Below are 15,261 nucleotides of genomic sequence, written 5' to 3'. Positions count from 1 at the left end.
GGAGCGTAAACAAAACTCGTTACCGCCGCGTTGACGCGGGGCAATGCGGCGCGAATCGGGACAGGGCTTCGATTCGGATCACGCCGCGCGGCGCAAATCGTCGGCCAATGCACGATAGGACAGCGCTTCGGCGAGATGTAGCCGGCCGATCGTCTCGGCGCCGTCGAGATCGGCAAGCGTGCGCGCCACGCGCAGCACGCGGTGATAGCCGCGCGCGGTGAGGTGCATGTTGTCGGCGGCCTCGCGGAGCAGCTTCTGTCCATGGGCGTCGGGCTGCGCGATGGTCTCGAGCAGCGAGCTCGGCGCTTCCGCATTGGTGCGGACATGCGGCATGCCGGCTGCCGCATAGCGCGCGAGCTGGATGTCGCGCGCGGCCGCGACGCGGGCGGCGACCTCGGCCGATCCTTCCGCCGGCGGCGGCAGGATCAGATCCGCCGCGGTCACGGCGGGCACCTCGATCCGCAGGTCGATGCGATCCATCAGCGGGCCGGAGATCCGCATCTGGTAGTCGGCGGTGCAGCGGTCGAGCCGGCCGCGCTTGCAGGAATAGCCGGGCTCATAGGCATGGCCGCAACGGCACGGGTTCATCGCCGCAACCAGCATGAAGCGCGCCGGATAGGTGACGCGGTGGTTGGCCCGGCTCACCGATACCTCGCCGTTCTCCAGCGGCTGGCGCAGCGAATCCAGCACGCGCGGATCGAACTCCGGCAATTCGTCGAGGAACAGCACGCCTTGATGCGCGAGCGAAATCTCGCCCGGCTTGGCGCGCATGCCGCCGCCGGTCAGCGCCGCCATGCTGGCGGAATGATGCGGGCTGCGGAACGGGCGTCGCGCGGTCAAGGCGCCGTCGCGGATCTCGCCGGCAACCGAGGCGATCATCGAGACTTCGAGCAGCTCCGACGGCGACAGCGGCGGCAGGATCGAGGGCAGTCGCGCCGCCAGCATCGATTTGCCGGCGCCGGGCGATCCGATCATCAACAGATGATGACCGCCGGCGGCGGCGATCTCGAGCGCGCGTTTCGCGCTCTCCTGGCCCTTGATGTCGCGCAGGTCCAGAAGCGTTTCCTCGCGCGCGTCGTTCTGGTCTTGCACCTTCGGCTGCGGCCGCGACAGCACCTGCGTGCCCTTGAAGTGGTTGGCGATCTGGATCAGCGAATGTGCCGCGATGATCTGGATGTCCGGACTGGCCCAGGCGGCTTCCGAGCCGCAGGCGGCCGGGCAGATCAATCCCTCGTCGCGCGAATTGGCGCCGATTGCCGCGGGCAGCACGCCCGCAACGGCTGCGAGCGAGCCGTCGAGCCCGAGCTCGCCGAGCACGGTGAAGCCGTTCAGCGCATCCGGCGGGATCGCGCCGATCGCCGCCATCAGGCCGAGCGCGATCGGCAGGTCGTAATGGCTGCCCTCCTTGGGCAGGTCGGCGGGTGCGAGGTTGACGGTGATGCGGCGCGCGGGAAGCGCGAGGCCGGAGGCGATCAGCGCCGAACGCACGCGTTCGCGGGCTTCCGACACCGCCTTGTCGGGCAGGCCGACGATCGCGAACGCGGGCAATCCCGGCGCGACCTGCACCTGCACGTCGACCGCGCGGGCCTCGATCCCCTCGAATGCGACGGTGGAAACGCGCTGGACCATGCTGCCCCTATTCTTCCGCAATCAAAGGTAGCGGAACCGGGCGGCAAGTGCAAGAACATTACAAGAACGTTCACGGCGCCGAGGGCTGGTCGCCCGGTACCAATTCACCGCGCGGCGCATCCGCTTCCGCCGGCGCGGAAGCGTCAGGCGTCGCGCGCGATGACGCGCGCCTCGCGCGATCGAACACAGCTCGCATCGTCGACAACTGCAGGAATCATTTTCAAGAATCATTCCAGCACGACGAGCATCGCGCGCTTATTGTCGCAGCGTGTCGTCGATTTCCTTGCTGTTTCAGCGATCGCACGCTGATCGCGCGCGCAGTCTCGATCTATTCCAACTGCCGAGGTCTGTACTCGCGAGCCCCGCGCTGTAGAGCCGGATCACAAATCCATCCAGGCTGACATCAGGGGCGCCTTCGCGTGATCGATCGACTTGCTTCGCATTCCACCCGTCAACATCCAGCGCTGCGAACGATCGGTCTATGTACCGCCGCCGTCCTTGCCGCAGGAGTCACGACCGAACGCGCCGACGCACAATCGGAACTGCCGCCGGTGAGCGTGGACGCCCCCCAGCAGCGCGCGATCACTGCGAATGCAAAACCGGTTCGTCGTCCGGTGGCCGCACGCGCGAGCCGCGCCAACCGCGTGGCTCGATCCCAGCAGGCGACGCCGCCAGCGGCGGCACTATCGGGTGCCGGCGCCAGCGAGCGAGCCGGCGGTCCGGTGGTCGGGTTCGTTGCCACACGTTCGGGCACGGCGACCAAGACCGACACGCCGCTGATCGAAATCCCGCAATCGATCTCGGTCGTCACGACGGACCAGATCAGGAACCAGGGTGCGGAATCGGTGGGCGCGGCATTGCGCTACACCGCTGGCGTCAGCGGCGACGTGAATGGCGGCTCGGACACCCGCTTCGGCGGCCTGCAGATCCGCGGCTTCGACATGACGATGCCGGGCCTCTATCTCGACGGCCTGCGGCTGCCGAGCAGCAACTATGTGCACTTCCTCGGGCTCGATCCGTACGGGGCCGAGCGCCTCGAGGTCCTGAAGGGGCCATCGTCGGCGATGTTCGGCGGCAGCGGCACCGGCGGCATCCTCAACTATGTCAGCAAGCTGCCGACCGCGCGCGAGTTCGGGGAAGTGTCGCTGTCGGGCGGCAGCTTCAACCGTTATCAGGGCGAGTTCGACATCGGCGGCCGCGCCAACAAGGAAGGAACCGTGCTGTGGCGCCTGACCGGCGTCGCGCGCGATGGCGAGACCCAGGTCGACTACACCAAGGACAATCGCGTCTTCATCGCGCCCGCCGTCACCGTGAAGCCGAACGAGGACACCACGATCACCTTCCTCGCGAACTACCAGAAGGAACGCACCGGCTGGGGCCTGCAATTCCTGCCGCCGTCCGGCACCGTCTGGGCCAATAACGGTCGCTACATTCCGAACACGCGCTTCGTCGGCGAGCCCGGCTTCAACCAGTTCGACACCGAGCAATCCTCTGTCGGCTACATGCTGTCGCACGACTTCAACGAGGCGCTGACCTTCCGCCAGAACCTGCGTTATTCGTGGATGCACAACGAGCAGAAGAGCTTCTACGGCACCGGCTATGCATCGGCGGCCGACGAGGCCGCGGGCCTGCTGTCGCGCGGCGGCGCCGGCGGCAGCTCGACGATCGATTCCTTCACGGTCGACAACCAGCTGCAGGGCAAGTTCGTCACCGGCATGCTGAGCCACACGACGCTGTTCGGCGTCGATTACCGCAACACCTCGTTCCGCGACATGGCCTCGAGCTACAGCACCGGCAAGCTCAACGTCTTTGCGCCGGTCTATACCAACAGCTGGACCAACAACGGACCGTATGACGACACCGGCATCAAGCAGTCGCAGGCCGGCCTCTATCTGCAGGACCAGATCCGGCTCGGCCGGCTGTCGTTCATGCTTGGCGGGCGGCAGGATTTCGTCACCACCGACCTCGACAACAATCTCGCGAAAACGTCGACCTCGACCGACGCCTCGGCATTCACCGGCCGCGCCGCCGTGATGTACAATTTCGACAATGGCGTAGCGCCCTATTTCAGCTATTCGGAATCATTCCTGCCGGTGCTGAGCATCAACGCCGCCGGCGATCTGCTGAAGCCGGAGTCCGGCGTGCAGTACGAAGTCGGCGTCAAGTACCAGCCGGTCGGCATCAATGCACTGATCACGCTGGCCGCCTTCGACCTGACCCGGTCCAACGTCGTCACCTACGCCCCGCCGTTCTATTTCGCCGAGCAGACCGGCGAAGTCAGGTCGCGCGGCGTCGAGCTCGAAGGCACCGCGACGCTGGTCGAGGGCGTCAACATCCGCGGCGGCTACGCCTATGTCGACGCTGAAGTCACCAAGGATCCCGTCAATGTCGGCAAGGCGCCGACCACGGTGCCGCTCAACCGTTTCTCGCTGTGGGGCGATTACACCGTTCAGGGCGGTCCGCTCGCCGGCGTCCAGTTCGGGGCCGGCGTCCGCTATGTCGGATCGACGTTCGGTGACGACGCCAACACCTTCAAGGTGCCGGCGTCGACGGTCGTCGATGCGCTCGTCGCCTATACCAGGGACAATTATCGCCTCTCGCTCAACGTCACCAACCTCGCCGATACGCGCTACGTGGCAGCCTGCTACGGCAACACCAGCTGCTTCTACGCGGAGGGCCGCAAGGCGATCGCGAAGCTGACCTATCGCTGGTGATCACCCCACAACTTGCTGAAATCCCCATGAGACCCATCTTCGGACGACTGCATCGCTGGGCGGGCCTTCTCACCGCGGCCTTCCTGTTCTTCTCGGGCGTCACCGGCGCGATCATCTCGTGGGATCACGAGATCGACGATGTGCTCAACAGGAAGCTGTTCGAGGTGACGAGCTCCGGACCGGCGATCCCGTCGGTCGAGCTCGCCCGGCTGATCGAGCAGCGCGATCATCGCGCCCGCGTCGTCCACATGTTCATGACGGCGGAGAAAGGCGAGTCGCTGTGGTTCTTCGTGCTGCCGCGGATCGATCCGGCGACCGGCACACGTTACACGCTCGACTACAACCAGGTCTTCCTCGATCCCAACACCGGCGTCGAGCTCGGACGCCGCTATTGGGGCGCGGTCTGGCCGGTGACCCGCGAAAACTTCGTCTCGTTCCTCTACAAGCTGCACTACACGATGCATATCCCCGAATTCTGGGGCAGCGATCGCTGGGGCATGCGCTTCCTCGGCGTCATCGCCGTGATCTGGACGATCGATTGTTTCGTCGGCTTCTACCTGACCCTGCCGTCGCGGCGGCGCGCCAGGGCGGAGCGGGCGTCGGCGATATCGGGCCCGCGCGGCAAGGGTTTCTGGACCCGCTGGGCGCCGGCCTGGAAGATCAAGACCTCAGGCAGCGCCTATCGAATCAATTTCGACATTCATCGTGCCTTCAGCCTGTGGACCTGGGCCTTGCTGTTCGTGATCGCATTCACGGCATTCTCGCTGAACCTCTATTTCGAGGTGTTCTCGCCGTTGATGAAGACCGTGTCCAACTACACGCCAACACCCTACGAGCAGCGACCATATCGTCATCTTGACGATCCGATCGAGCCGAGGATGACCTATGCGGAGATCGCCGCGCGGGCCGCGGCCGACGGCAAGGCGCGCGGCTGGACCACACCGATCGGTTCGATCAATTATGGTCCGGCCCATGGCGTCTATGCGGTCGCATTCTTCGAGCCGGGAGACGAACATGGCGCCGCGGGCGTCGGGCCGGCGCAGCTTTACTACGACAGCGAGGACGGCCGTCCGCTCGGCGAGCGGCTGCCATGGGTCGGCACCGCGGCCGACGTGTTCGTGCAGATGCAGTTTCCGTTGCATTCCGGCCGGATCGCCGGCTTGCCCGGGCGCATCCTGATCTCGCTGATGGGATTGGTGGTTGCGGCGCTGTCGGTAACGGGCGTCGTGATCTGGTGGCGCAAGCGTCGTGCGCGGATGGGCGCGCGAGAGACGATGCGCACACGCCCCGAGAGCCGCCTTGCGCCGGCGGAATAGGCCGGGCGCCTCCCGTGGGCTCCTTGCACCGCGCGGCAAATGCATTCGGGAGCGGCGGCGGCCGCTCCCGAGGCAGTCCGTCTTCGCAATCAGTCCGTCACAGGTTCATCTGCATCGGCTCCGGACACAGTAACCGCGTTGCGCTTGGCGTGGATGATCCAGGATCGGGCCGAGAAGACCATAGGTGGCGTAACAGGCAACCGACTTACGTATCGTCAACCTAGTGGCGTTTGAGCGCGCAAGACGGAAAAGAGTCTAAAATCAACAGCTTAGTAAGCTATTGATTCTTAAGATGGAATCTATATCTTGTCGGTGCCCGCAGCGCCTTGTTCGCTTTGTGCGTCTCGGAGTGCGTGGGACTTTATAGAAGCCGCCCTTGGGCTACTGGGGGCGGTTTTTATGTGGGTACTATCGCGTCGTTGCGCTTGAAAGTCGCTAGTCGGTTTAGTTTGGCGATTGGGATCGAGTCATAGACCTTATGATGGTCTCTAGCGATGCGCTTGGCCGCTAAGGAGCCTCGCTCATTCTCTAGTTTCAGGCGGGCCGCATAGCTCACAAGATCGGCCACCTGCAAAAAGTAAGACAGTTCAGAACTCTTGGTGTTTGCATCCTTTGGGAACATCGAAAGCGGCAGGTTCTTGGTTCGCTTTCCGCCTTCCCATCCGCCTAATTTAGATCCAACGGGCAGATACTTCTGAGCCATCCTGTAGAGACGAATATACGAAGAATGGCCTTCGTCGAAAAACATTAGGGCGTTTACCTTTCGGTGGTTGCAGTCGTTGCGAATGCGCTGAAACAGCCCCAGTAGACATGCCGCTATTCCGCGATGGCCCATAAGTTCGGAATTATCAGTCGCAGAGGCACTCATGATTGCGCCATTTGGCAGCCAATCCAGCGAGGATAGGGCGCCTTTATAAAGTGCCGTCGCCTCCGTCGGTGACAGATTGCGGTGGGATTTGTGATACAGCCCCTGGTGCCGTAGTATTTTGTATCCGTGCAGTTCCTCGCGGAATCGTATTGAATGATCGCGGGAAAGACTGCGCCGCCACGATAGGGAGCTATCGAGGTGTTTACCCCAAACAAACTCCCACCCGCCGCTATCTTTTTTTGGCCGCAGGAATGGGACGCATACTGAGCTAGCGACCGATAACGGATGCCGTTCAGATTCGTCGATGTAGTAAATATCAATGCCGTTCGGAGCTAGGTCCATGTCGAAGGCTCAAAAAAGTCAGATCGATAAGTTTAAGCAGGCCGCCCGCGACCTCGAAACGGACGGCAACGAAAAGCGGTTCAATGAGAGGCTGGGCAAGATCGCCAAGCAGAAGCCCGGCGTAAGCAAAAAGTCGTCCAAGCCAAAGAAGTAATCGGCGCTAAGTCGAGGCGCCCCCAATAGTGAGGGAAAATCCGTCCCCCAATGAGATACTATTCTTGGCGTCGACGGCAGCTTCTCGGAAGCTCTCTTCCCATTGAGCGTTCAAACTCTCTGGCGTCTCTTCACCAATCCGCCGAAGTACATGAAGCACCCTCTCTAGAGCTGCGTGTCGCGCGTCTCGAACGCTTGCTTCTGGAGAAAGAGGAGCCATTACATCGACTCGGACATGCGGCCCGTCTGGCTTGCCGTCTGGCCTAGCCAAATAGATGTTGACGCCGATGACGACGCCCTCGCCGCCATCTTCGGGCAAGACGGGCTGAAGGCTTTCGATAAAGAGCGCACCAAGCGGGCGCTGGCTGAACGGATTGTCAGACATCGGCGAATCTCCGGTTGAGCGGATCAGGTTGTAACAACCTGCGGGACTCATAACCGGAACCGCGATTTTTGCGCGAGTCCAACCTTAGCTAAATGACTCAAAACGCTAGGTTATCCACGCGTTGGGTATGCGAAGTGCACAATTGCGCGTCTAGCGCAAGAACACTAAGGGAACATTCGGGGGCGACGCGCGCCGTCCCCGAATGCCTCGCCGTCACAGGTTCATCTGCATCGGCTCTGGATAGTAGTGGAAGCCTTCGCCGACCTTGGCGACGTGGCCGTAGCCCGGCCAGGCGAAGTGATAGGACATCACGGCCGTCTTGTTCGCCGCCAGCATCTCCAGCAGCTTGACCCGCGACGCCGCCGCCTGCTTCGGATCGGTGTCGTAGGAGAACTCCATCCGCGGACGCTCCAGCAGCAGCACCGCGTGATGCGAGAGGTCGCCAAGGAACGCGAAGGATTTGCCACCCGAGCTCACCATGAAGATGGTGTGGCCCACGGTGTGGCCGGGCGCCGCGATTGCCGTCACGCCGGGCAGGAATTCCTGGCCGTCCTTGAAGAACACGATGCGGTCGCGCACCGGCAGCAGGTTCTTGCGGGCATGCACGATGAAGTCCTTCAACGGGCTGCCCATCTTGCCTTCGTCGGTCCAGAATTCGAGATCGCTCTGGGCAATGTAGTATTGCGCATTCGGAAACAGCGGCTTGTCGTCGGTGCCGACAATGCCGCCGATATGATCGATATGCGCGTGCGACAGCACGACCGCGTCGATGTCCTCCGGCTTGATGCCGGCTTCCTTCATGCTCTTCTGCTGCCGCCCGGTGGTCTTGCCGAACAGTTGCGACGTGCCCATGCCGGTATCGAACAGGATCAGCTTGTCGCCGGTATTGACGATCGGCGAATTCTGCTCGAGCACGACATTGTCGGGCGAGAGGAAGTTGTCGGAGAGCATCTTCTTCACCTCCTCCTTCGGCACACCGGTGAAAGTGCCGGAGGGATCGCCGAGCGGAAGCGGCCCGTCGGATACGACGGTCACTTCGGCTTCGCCGAGCATGAAGCGGTGCCAGTAGGGTGTCTGCGTGCCGAGCTTCGGCGCGCGTGCCTGTGCGGTGCCCCCGAGCAGGGTGCTGGCGCCGAGACCGGCACCGAGCGCGAGCAAGGATCGTCGTGAGACATTGAGCGTCATAACGTCTTCCTCCAGAATTTTTATAAGATTTTCGCGTTGTTGCCCGCGCGTTGACCCGCCGCTTGACCTGACGCAGGCGAGAGGATGCTGCCCTCGCCTGCGCAAGCTGGCAAGAAGAATAAGGAGAACGCATGCGTGATCGAACGCTGGCTAAATTTCAGCCAGCTGTGCGGCGCACAAGGGAGGATTATTTCGCGGCGCGCTTCTTCTCGATGGCATCCCAGATCATCGCCGCGACGTCGGGGCCATTGAGCCGCTGGATTGCGCGGATGCCGGTCGGTGAGGTGACGTTGATCTCGGTGAGGTTGCCGTCGATCACGTCGATGCCGACGAACAGCAGGCCGCGTTCGCGCAGCGCAGGTCCGAGCGTGGCGCAGATTTCGCGCTCGCGATCGGAGAGCTCGGTCGCCGTGGCCGCGCCGCCACGGACCATGTTGGAGCGCAGATCGTCCGCCGCCGGCACGCGGTTGACGGCGCCGGCGAACTCGCCGTCGACCAGGATGATGCGCTTGTCGCCATGCTTCACCTCGGGAAGGAAGCGCTGGATCACCCAAGGCTCCTTGAACGTGACGGAGAACATGTCGAACAGCGAGCCGAAGTTCATGTCCTGCGGCATCACGCGAAAGACGGCGGCGCCGCCATGGCCGTGCAACGGTTTCATGACGACGGCGCCATGCTGGTCGCGGAATGCGTTGATCTCGTCGAGATCGCGCGAGATCAGGGTTGGCGGCATCAGCTGCGGGAAATTCATCACGAACAGCTTTTCCGGCGCGTTGCGCACGCTGGCCGGGTCGTTGACGACCAAGGTCTTCGGATGGATGCGCTCGAGCAAATGGGTCGAGGTGATGTAGGCGAGGTCGAACGGCGGATCCTGGCGCAGCAGCACGACGTCGAAGCCGTTGAGCGGCTCGCGCTTCGGCTCGCCCAGCGTGAAGTGATTGCCGATCTCGTCGCGCACGGTGAGAGGCTGCACCGGCGCCACCAGCTCCTCGCCGCGCAGCGACAGCTTGTCGGGCGTGTAGTAGGAAATGCCGTGGCCGCGCTTTTGCGCCTCGAGCAGCAGCGCAAAGGTCGAATCGCCGCGAATATTGATGCGCGCGATGGGATCCATCTGGACGGCGATCTTCAATTTCATAGGCATGTTCCGCGAGGTCTGAGGATAACGTTAAGGGCTTGCATCGAATGCCGCTAACAGATGGCGCGGCAGGCTCTTCGGCGCAATCAGCACGGCGTCGAATCTGAGCTCGAATTCGGCATGTTCGGGATGCGCCATCAGCCAGGCCTGGGCGGCATTGATGATGCGCAGCTGCTGCCGCGGCGTCACCGCATAGGCGGCGTCGTCGAGGCTGGCCCGGGCCTTGACCTCGACGAAGGCCAGCAGATTGCGCCGGCGCACCACCAGGTCGATCTCGCCAAAGGGGGTGCGGAAGCGTCGTGCCAGGATGTGATAGCCCTTGGCGATCAGAAGCGCTGCGGCGCGGCTCTCCGCCGAGATGCCGGTCCGGAACGCCGCGACGCGCTCGGGCGAGGCGCTGTCAGTCTTCGCCATTGCCGTCCCCGATGGTCTTCGCAAGCTCGAGGGCACGGGCATAGACCTCGCGGCGCGGCCGGCCCGACAGTTCGACCGCATGGGCGACCGCATCCTTGACGCTGCCGCGGCCGAGCTGCGCCCGCAGCAGATCGTCGAGCGCATCCTGGTCCATCACCCCGGCATCATCGGCCGGAGGTCCGATGACCAGCACGAACTCGCCGCGCGTTTCCAGCGCGTCCGCGCCTGCCGCCAGCTCGGCCACCGGCGCGCGCGTGATCTCCTCGTGCAGCTTGGTCAGCTCGCGGCAGATCGCGGCATCGCGGCCGGCCATGATCGCGGCGAGATCGCGCAGCGTGTCCTGTACGCGATTGCCTGATTCGAACATCACGAGCGTCGAATCGACCCTCGCCAGCTCGTTGAGCCGTGCGCGACGCGCGTGCTCCTTGGCGGGCAAAAATCCCTCGAAGAAAAACCGGTCGGTCGGCAATGCCGCGACCGACAGCGCCGTCAGCACCGATGATGGCCCCGGCACCGCGATGACGGCATGCCCGGCGGCGCAGACGTCGCGCACCAGCTTGAAACCGGGATCGGAGATCAGTGGCGTGCCGGCGTCCGAAACCAGCGCGATCGCGGCGCCCTGCGCCAGGCGCTCCAGGATCTTGGGGCGGGCCTGGGCCGCGTTGTGCTCGTGGTAGAGCGCAAGCTCGGCGGCGATCGCATAACGCTCGGTCAGCCGGCGGGTAATCCTCGTGTCCTCGCAGGCGATGACGTCGACGCCGGCCAGCGTTTCCAGCGCGCGCAGGGTGATGTCGGCGAGATTTCCGATCGGGGTCGCGACCAGATGGAGCCCGGGTGCCGCCCTTGGCGCGGCCAATTGCTGGCCGCCGATCGAAAATGTTCTGGCCGCAGCGCCTGTCGTGGCATCCGAACTGTGGAGGGAACTGGCTTTTGCGCGCATAATGCCAATCTAGAGGGATGGCAGCGCTTGCGCCACATCCGCAAACGGCGGTGACGGAACGCTGGCTGACGGGGAAATGGAGGCCGCGGCAAGGGCGCCGCGGGGCCATAATCCTTTTGTTTTAGTTAACTATTCGCCGAGAATATGCCTGAATCCACCCGCCTCATCAGAGCTGGATGGAGTCCTGGCTGATCACGGTCGGCCAAGAGAAGAGAGACGATGGAAGGCCCGCATCACCGCAAGTCCCCGCCGTCGGGCACCACCCGGCGGACCGCGCTCGGCCTCATCGTGGGCGCGCCGCTGCTGACGGCCTGTTCCGGCGTGCAGCAAAGCTTGAGCCAGTTTTCCAGCCCGTTCGGCGGCAACCAGGAAGGCGGTCCTGCCGGCCCGCAGCAGCAGCCGCAGGCGGTCGGCACCGGGCAGGTCAAGATCGGCCTGATCCTGCCGCTGTCGGCGTCCGGCAATGCCGGGCTTGCCGCCCAGTCGATGCGGAACGCGGCCGAGATGGCGCTGGCGGAATTTCAGAACCCGAACATCCAGCTCCTGATCAAGGACGATGGCGGCAGCGCGCAGGGTGCATCGCAAGGTGCCCAGCAGGCACTGTCCGAAGGCGCCGAGATCATTCTGGGACCGCTGTTCGCAGGCTCGGTGCCGGCCGTCGCGCAACTGACGCGGCCGCGCGGAACCTCGGTGATCGCGTTCTCGACCGATTCGAGCGTGGCCGGGCGCGGCGTCTATCTGCTGAGCTTCCTGCCGGAGTCCGACATCAATCGCATCGTCGACTACTCCGCCGGGATCGGAAAGCGTTCGTTCGCCGCGATGGTGCCGGATAATGCCTATGGCAATGTGGTCGAGGCCGCGTTCAAGCAGGCGGTCGGCCGCAAGAACGGCCGCGTCGTCGCCTTCGAGAAATATGGCGCCGATCGCGCGACGCCGGCGCGAACCGTGGCGCAGGCGCTCGGCCAGGCCGACGCGCTGCTGATCGCCGACGATGGTGATTCGGTCGTCGCGACCGCCGATGCCTTGACCGCAGCCGGCGCCAATCTGCGCAACATCCAGCTGCTCGGCACCGGGCTGTGGGACAATCCGCGGGTGTTCGCGAGTCCCGTCTTGCAGGGCGGCCTCTATGCCGCGCCCGATCCGTCCGGCTTCCGCAGCTTCGCCGGCCGCTACCGCAGCAAATATGGCGGCGAGCCGGTGCGCACCGCGACGCTTGCCTATGATGCGGTGGCGCTGATGGCGGCGCTCGCGCGCACGCAAGGGGCGCAACGCTTTGCGCCGGAGACTCTGACCAATCCGTCCGGCTTTGCCGGCATCGACGGTCTGTTCCGCTTCCGCTCCGATGGCACCAATGAGCGCGGCCTTGCGGTCATGAAGGTGGCCTCAGGCGGCAGCACGCCGGTGGCAGGCTCGCCGAAGAGCTTTGGCGCTTGATTTTCGTCGGGCGGTCAAGCTGCCTTGTCGAGCGCCGGCACCCGCCAGCTCCTTTGCATGGGGTTGTTTTCGATATTTTGGCAGCGTGCACCTAGAGCGTTTTCGAGCGAAGTGGATACCGGTTCGCGTGAAGAAAACGCGTCAAAACAAGAATCTAGGGCCCCGTTCCGATTCAATCGGAACGGGATAGGCTCTAGGCGGCGAGATCCGCAACGACCGCGTCGAGCACCGGGAATCCCGACGTCGTCACCCGCAGTCGTCCGTCGGCGTCGACGGCGATCGCGCCTTCCTCGCGCAGCTGGGCGATCCGGTGCGGGTCGAGCTGGCGGCCGGAGAGCTTCGCATAGCGCTTGGGATCGATGCCCTCGGCGAGCCGCAATCCCATCAGCAGAAACTCGTCGGCGCGTTCTTCGCTGTTGAGGCTGTCATCGCTGACGACGCCGTGACCGCGCTCCTCGACGTTCAACAGCCACGCCTCGGGGCGCCGCTCGGTTGCGGTCGCGTGCCTGACGCCATCGATGTCGAGCCTTCCATGTGCGCCGGGGCCGATGCCGGCATATTCCTCGCCGCGCCAGTAGACGAGGTTGTGCTTGCACTCCGCGCCGGCGCGGGCGTGATTGGAGATCTCATAGGCCGGCAATCCCTCGCGGGCGCAGACCTCCTGCGTCACGTCGTAGAGCGCGCGCGCGGTCGCCTCATCCGGCGTCTGCAATTTGCCGGCGGCATGCAGCCCGAAGAACGGCGTGCCTTCCTCGATCGTGAGCTGGTAGAGCGACAGATGCTCGGCCGCTTCCGAGATCGCCTGCTTCAATTCATCGGCCCACATCCGCGGCGTCTGGTCGGGCCTGGCATAGATCAGATCGAACGAGTAACGGTCGAACGCAGAGCGCGCGATCGCGACCGCGTCGAGCGCCTCGCGCGCGGTGTGCAGGCGGCCCAGCGCCTTCAGCGAGGCGTCATCGAGCGCCTGCACGCCGAGCGAGACGCGGTTGACGCCGGCTGCACGATAGCCGCGAAAGCGCGTCGCCTCGACGCTGGTCGGATTGGCCTCGAGCGTGACCTCGACATCGCGCGCCACCGTCCAGTGCTTGCCGATCGCATCGAGCACGGCACCGACGGTCTGCGGCTGCATCAGCGAAGGCGTGCCGCCGCCGAGGAAGATCGAGGACACCTGCCGCCCCGGCACGCGCACGGCGGTCGTCTCGATCTCGCGGGCGAACGCGCGCACGAAACGCCCCTCGTCGACCGGCGCATGCCGCACATGGCTGTTGAAATCACAATACGGGCATTTCGACAGGCAGAACGGCCAGTGCACGTAGACGCCGAAGGCTTCTCGGTCAGCGTGGCTCAAGGCAGATCTCCGCGAGCTTCACGAAGGCGCGGGCGCGATGCGACAGGCCGAGTCCCAGCGGCGGCAGGCCGTGCTTCTCGATGCTGGTCATCTCGCCGAAGGTCCGTGTGTAGCCGTCGGGCAGGAAGGCCGGATCGTAGCCGAAGCCGGCGGTGCCGCGCGGCGGCCAGACCAGGGTTCCATCGGCGCGCGCCTCGACCTCCTCGAGATGATCGTCGGGCCAGGCCACGCACAACGCCGACACGAAGTGGGCCTTGCGCCGGTCCGGCGTTGTGGCGCCGCGCTCCTGCAGCAGCCGCTCGATCCGCGTCATCGCCGCCATGAAGTCCTTGCCCTCGCCGGCCCAGCGCGCCGAGTAGATCCCGGGCGCGCCGTCGAGCGCGTCGACCACGAGGCCGGAATCGTCGGCGAACGCAGGCAGTCCGGTCGCCTTCGCGGCCGCGATCGCCTTGATCGCCGCGTTGGCGCGAAAATTGTCGCCGGTCTCCTCGGGCTCGGCGAGGTCGAGCTCGCCGGCCGACACCACCTCCACGCCGTGCGGCGCCAGCAGTTCCCGCATCTCGGCAAGCTTGCCGGGATTATGTGTGGCGATGACGAGCCTTCCGGTGATTCGGCGGTGCATGGCCAATCTGACTACGCCACCGCGATCTTTTGCAAGTCGACCAGACGCGCGACACCTTTGCGCGCCAGCGCCATCAGCGCCAGGAATTCACCTTCCGAGAACGGCGTCTTCTCGGCGGTGCCCTGCACCTCGATGATCCGGCCGTCGCCGGTCATGACGAAATTGGCGTCGGTGTCGGCTTCGGAATCCTCGGCATAGTCGAGATCGAGCACCGGCGTGCCCTGGTAGATGCCGCAGGAGATCGCCGCCACATTGTCGCGCAACACGTTGGTCTTCAGCATGTTGCGGGTCTTCATCCAGTTGATGCAGTCGGCCAGCGCCACCCAGGCACCGGTGATTGAGGCGGTGCGGGTGCCGCCGTCGGCCTGGATGACGTCGCAATCGACCGTGATCTGGCGCTCGCCGAGCGCCTCCAGATCGACGGCCGCGCGCAGCGAGCGGCCGATCAGCCGCTGAATCTCGACCGTCCGGCCGCCCTGCTTGCCGGCCGAGGCCTCGCGGCGGGTGCGTTCCAGGGTGGCACGCGGCAGCATGCCGTATTCGGCGGTGACCCAGCCGCGGCCCTGGCCCTTCAGCCACGGCGGCAACCGCTCTTCCAGCGTGGCGGTCACCAGCACATGGGTGTCGCCGAACTTCACCATGCAGGAACCCTCGGCATATTTGACGACGCCGCGTTCCAGCGACACGGGACGCAGTTCATCGGGTGCACGGCGGCTTGGCCGCATGAAATCCTCCAGAAATCCGAGAAAATTGGCTGGCCGTGCTTGTAGGAG

General features: G+C 64.6%; 14 protein-coding genes. 4 read left to right on the top strand and 10 right to left on the bottom strand.

Translation table 11 applies throughout. The features are described 5' to 3' along the window. Positions 1 to 78: 78 nt before the first annotated feature. The gene (locus QA635_RS00960) at positions 79 to 1,629 is read right to left on the bottom strand and encodes a YifB family Mg chelatase-like AAA ATPase (protein WP_283066263.1); all 1,551 of its coding nucleotides are present in this window, start codon (positions 1,627 to 1,629) and stop codon (positions 79 to 81) included. A gap of 551 nt (positions 1,630 to 2,180) precedes the next feature. Between QA635_RS00960 and QA635_RS00955 the strand changes: the two genes are divergently transcribed. Continuing rightward, positions 2,181 to 4,343, top strand: a complete 2,163-nt coding sequence (locus QA635_RS00955; RefSeq protein WP_482151235.1) for a TonB-dependent siderophore receptor — start codon at positions 2,181 to 2,183, stop codon at positions 4,341 to 4,343. A gap of 26 nt (positions 4,344 to 4,369) precedes the next feature. Beyond that, positions 4,370 to 5,659 carry a siderophore utilization protein FsrB gene (gene fsrB / locus QA635_RS00950; RefSeq protein WP_283066261.1) on the top strand — a complete coding sequence of 430 codons (1,290 nt, stop codon included), beginning with the start codon at positions 4,370 to 4,372 and terminating at the stop codon, positions 5,657 to 5,659. 397 nt (positions 5,660 to 6,056) lie between these two features. Here fsrB and QA635_RS00945 read toward each other — a convergent pair whose 3' ends face one another. Further along, positions 6,057 to 6,869, bottom strand: coding sequence for a DUF3800 domain-containing protein (locus tag QA635_RS00945; protein WP_283066259.1), 813 nt, complete (start codon positions 6,867 to 6,869; stop codon positions 6,057 to 6,059). Here QA635_RS00945 and QA635_RS00940 point away from each other — a divergent pair. Then, positions 6,868 to 7,023, top strand: a complete 156-nt coding sequence (locus QA635_RS00940; protein WP_283066257.1) for a hypothetical protein — start codon at positions 6,868 to 6,870, stop codon at positions 7,021 to 7,023. The two genes, QA635_RS00945 and QA635_RS00940, sit on opposite strands and share 2 nt — an antisense overlap. Positions 7,024 to 7,029: 6 nt before the next feature. Here the strand turns inward: QA635_RS00940 and QA635_RS00935 are convergent, their stop codons facing one another. The 5 genes from QA635_RS00935 to rsmI form a co-directional block, all read right to left on the bottom strand. After that, the gene (locus QA635_RS00935; protein WP_283066255.1) at positions 7,030 to 7,407 is read right to left on the bottom strand and encodes a hypothetical protein; all 378 of its coding nucleotides are present in this window, start codon (positions 7,405 to 7,407) and stop codon (positions 7,030 to 7,032) included. 213 nt (positions 7,408 to 7,620) lie between these two features. Further along, the gene (locus tag QA635_RS00930; protein WP_283066253.1) at positions 7,621 to 8,592 is read right to left on the bottom strand and encodes an MBL fold metallo-hydrolase; all 972 of its coding nucleotides are present in this window, start codon (positions 8,590 to 8,592) and stop codon (positions 7,621 to 7,623) included. Positions 8,593 to 8,779: 187 nt separating this feature from the next. Continuing rightward, positions 8,780 to 9,727, bottom strand: a complete 948-nt coding sequence (gene gshB, locus QA635_RS00925; protein WP_283066251.1) for a glutathione synthase — start codon at positions 9,725 to 9,727, stop codon at positions 8,780 to 8,782. A gap of 30 nt (positions 9,728 to 9,757) precedes the next feature. Beyond that, on the bottom strand, positions 9,758 to 10,141 hold the full coding sequence (locus QA635_RS00920; protein ID WP_283066249.1) for a YraN family protein: 384 nt from the start codon (positions 10,139 to 10,141) through the stop codon (positions 9,758 to 9,760). Then, complete coding sequence (gene rsmI / locus QA635_RS00915; RefSeq protein WP_092081177.1) at positions 10,128 to 11,081, bottom strand: 16S rRNA (cytidine(1402)-2'-O)-methyltransferase; 954 nt, start codon at positions 11,079 to 11,081, stop codon at positions 10,128 to 10,130. Before rsmI ends, QA635_RS00920 begins: the two co-directional genes overlap by 14 nt. A 219-nt stretch (positions 11,082 to 11,300) precedes the next feature. Here rsmI and QA635_RS00910 point away from each other — a divergent pair, with 219 nt between their 5' ends. Beyond that, entirely contained in the window at positions 11,301 to 12,515 is a 1,215-nt protein-coding gene (locus tag QA635_RS00910; RefSeq protein ID WP_225163620.1) for a penicillin-binding protein activator, read from the top strand. A 193-nt stretch (positions 12,516 to 12,708) separates the two neighbouring features. Here QA635_RS00910 and hemW read toward each other — a convergent pair whose 3' ends face one another. From hemW to rph, 3 genes are read right to left on the bottom strand one after another with little or no spacing between them, the layout of a single operon-like run. Then, complete coding sequence (gene hemW, locus QA635_RS00905) at positions 12,709 to 13,866, bottom strand: radical SAM family heme chaperone HemW (protein ID WP_283066244.1); 1,158 nt, start codon at positions 13,864 to 13,866, stop codon at positions 12,709 to 12,711. Beyond that, entirely contained in the window at positions 13,853 to 14,488 is a 636-nt protein-coding gene (gene rdgB, locus QA635_RS00900; RefSeq protein WP_225163622.1) for an RdgB/HAM1 family non-canonical purine NTP pyrophosphatase, read from the bottom strand. The genes hemW and rdgB overlap by 14 nt, the downstream gene beginning before the upstream one ends. Before the next feature lie 11 nt (positions 14,489 to 14,499). After that, a complete protein-coding gene (gene rph / locus QA635_RS00895; protein WP_016841497.1) occupies positions 14,500 to 15,213 on the bottom strand; it encodes a ribonuclease PH in 714 nt (237 codons plus the stop codon). Between the last annotated feature and the right edge of the window lie 48 nt (positions 15,214 to 15,261).

It is taken from the genome of Bradyrhizobium brasilense (genome assembly GCF_029714345.1).
Classification (GTDB): Bacteria; Pseudomonadota; Alphaproteobacteria; order Rhizobiales; family Xanthobacteraceae; genus Bradyrhizobium; species Bradyrhizobium australafricanum.
This window is presented reverse-complemented; position numbering and strand designations above follow the sequence as displayed.

What these genes read in the sequence shown, in the direction of transcription:
- QA635_RS00960 (WP_283066263.1), bottom strand. Translation starts at nt 1,629, where the DNA reads ATGGTCCAGCGCGTTTCCACCGTCGCATTCGAGGGGATCGAGGCCCGC.
- fsrB (WP_283066261.1), top strand. Translation starts at nt 4,370, where the DNA reads ATGAGACCCATCTTCGGACGACTGCATCGCTGGGCGGGCCTTCTCACC.
- QA635_RS00940 (WP_283066257.1), top strand. Translation starts at nt 6,868, where the DNA reads ATGTCGAAGGCTCAAAAAAGTCAGATCGATAAGTTTAAGCAGGCCGCC.
- QA635_RS00945 (WP_283066259.1), bottom strand. Translation starts at nt 6,869, where the DNA reads ATGGACCTAGCTCCGAACGGCATTGATATTTACTACATCGACGAATCT.
- QA635_RS00935 (WP_283066255.1), bottom strand. Translation starts at nt 7,407, where the DNA reads ATGTCTGACAATCCGTTCAGCCAGCGCCCGCTTGGTGCGCTCTTTATC.
- QA635_RS00930 (WP_283066253.1), bottom strand. Translation starts at nt 8,592, where the DNA reads ATGACGCTCAATGTCTCACGACGATCCTTGCTCGCGCTCGGTGCCGGT.
- gshB (WP_283066251.1), bottom strand. Translation starts at nt 9,727, where the DNA reads ATGAAATTGAAGATCGCCGTCCAGATGGATCCCATCGCGCGCATCAAT.
- QA635_RS00920 (WP_283066249.1), bottom strand. Translation starts at nt 10,141, where the DNA reads ATGGCGAAGACTGACAGCGCCTCGCCCGAGCGCGTCGCGGCGTTCCGG.
- rsmI (WP_092081177.1), bottom strand. Translation starts at nt 11,081, where the DNA reads ATGCGCGCAAAAGCCAGTTCCCTCCACAGTTCGGATGCCACGACAGGC.
- QA635_RS00910 (WP_225163620.1), top strand. Translation starts at nt 11,301, where the DNA reads ATGGAAGGCCCGCATCACCGCAAGTCCCCGCCGTCGGGCACCACCCGG.
- rdgB (WP_225163622.1), bottom strand. Translation starts at nt 14,488, where the DNA reads ATGCACCGCCGAATCACCGGAAGGCTCGTCATCGCCACACATAATCCC.
- rph (WP_016841497.1), bottom strand. Translation starts at nt 15,213, where the DNA reads ATGCGGCCAAGCCGCCGTGCACCCGATGAACTGCGTCCCGTGTCGCTG.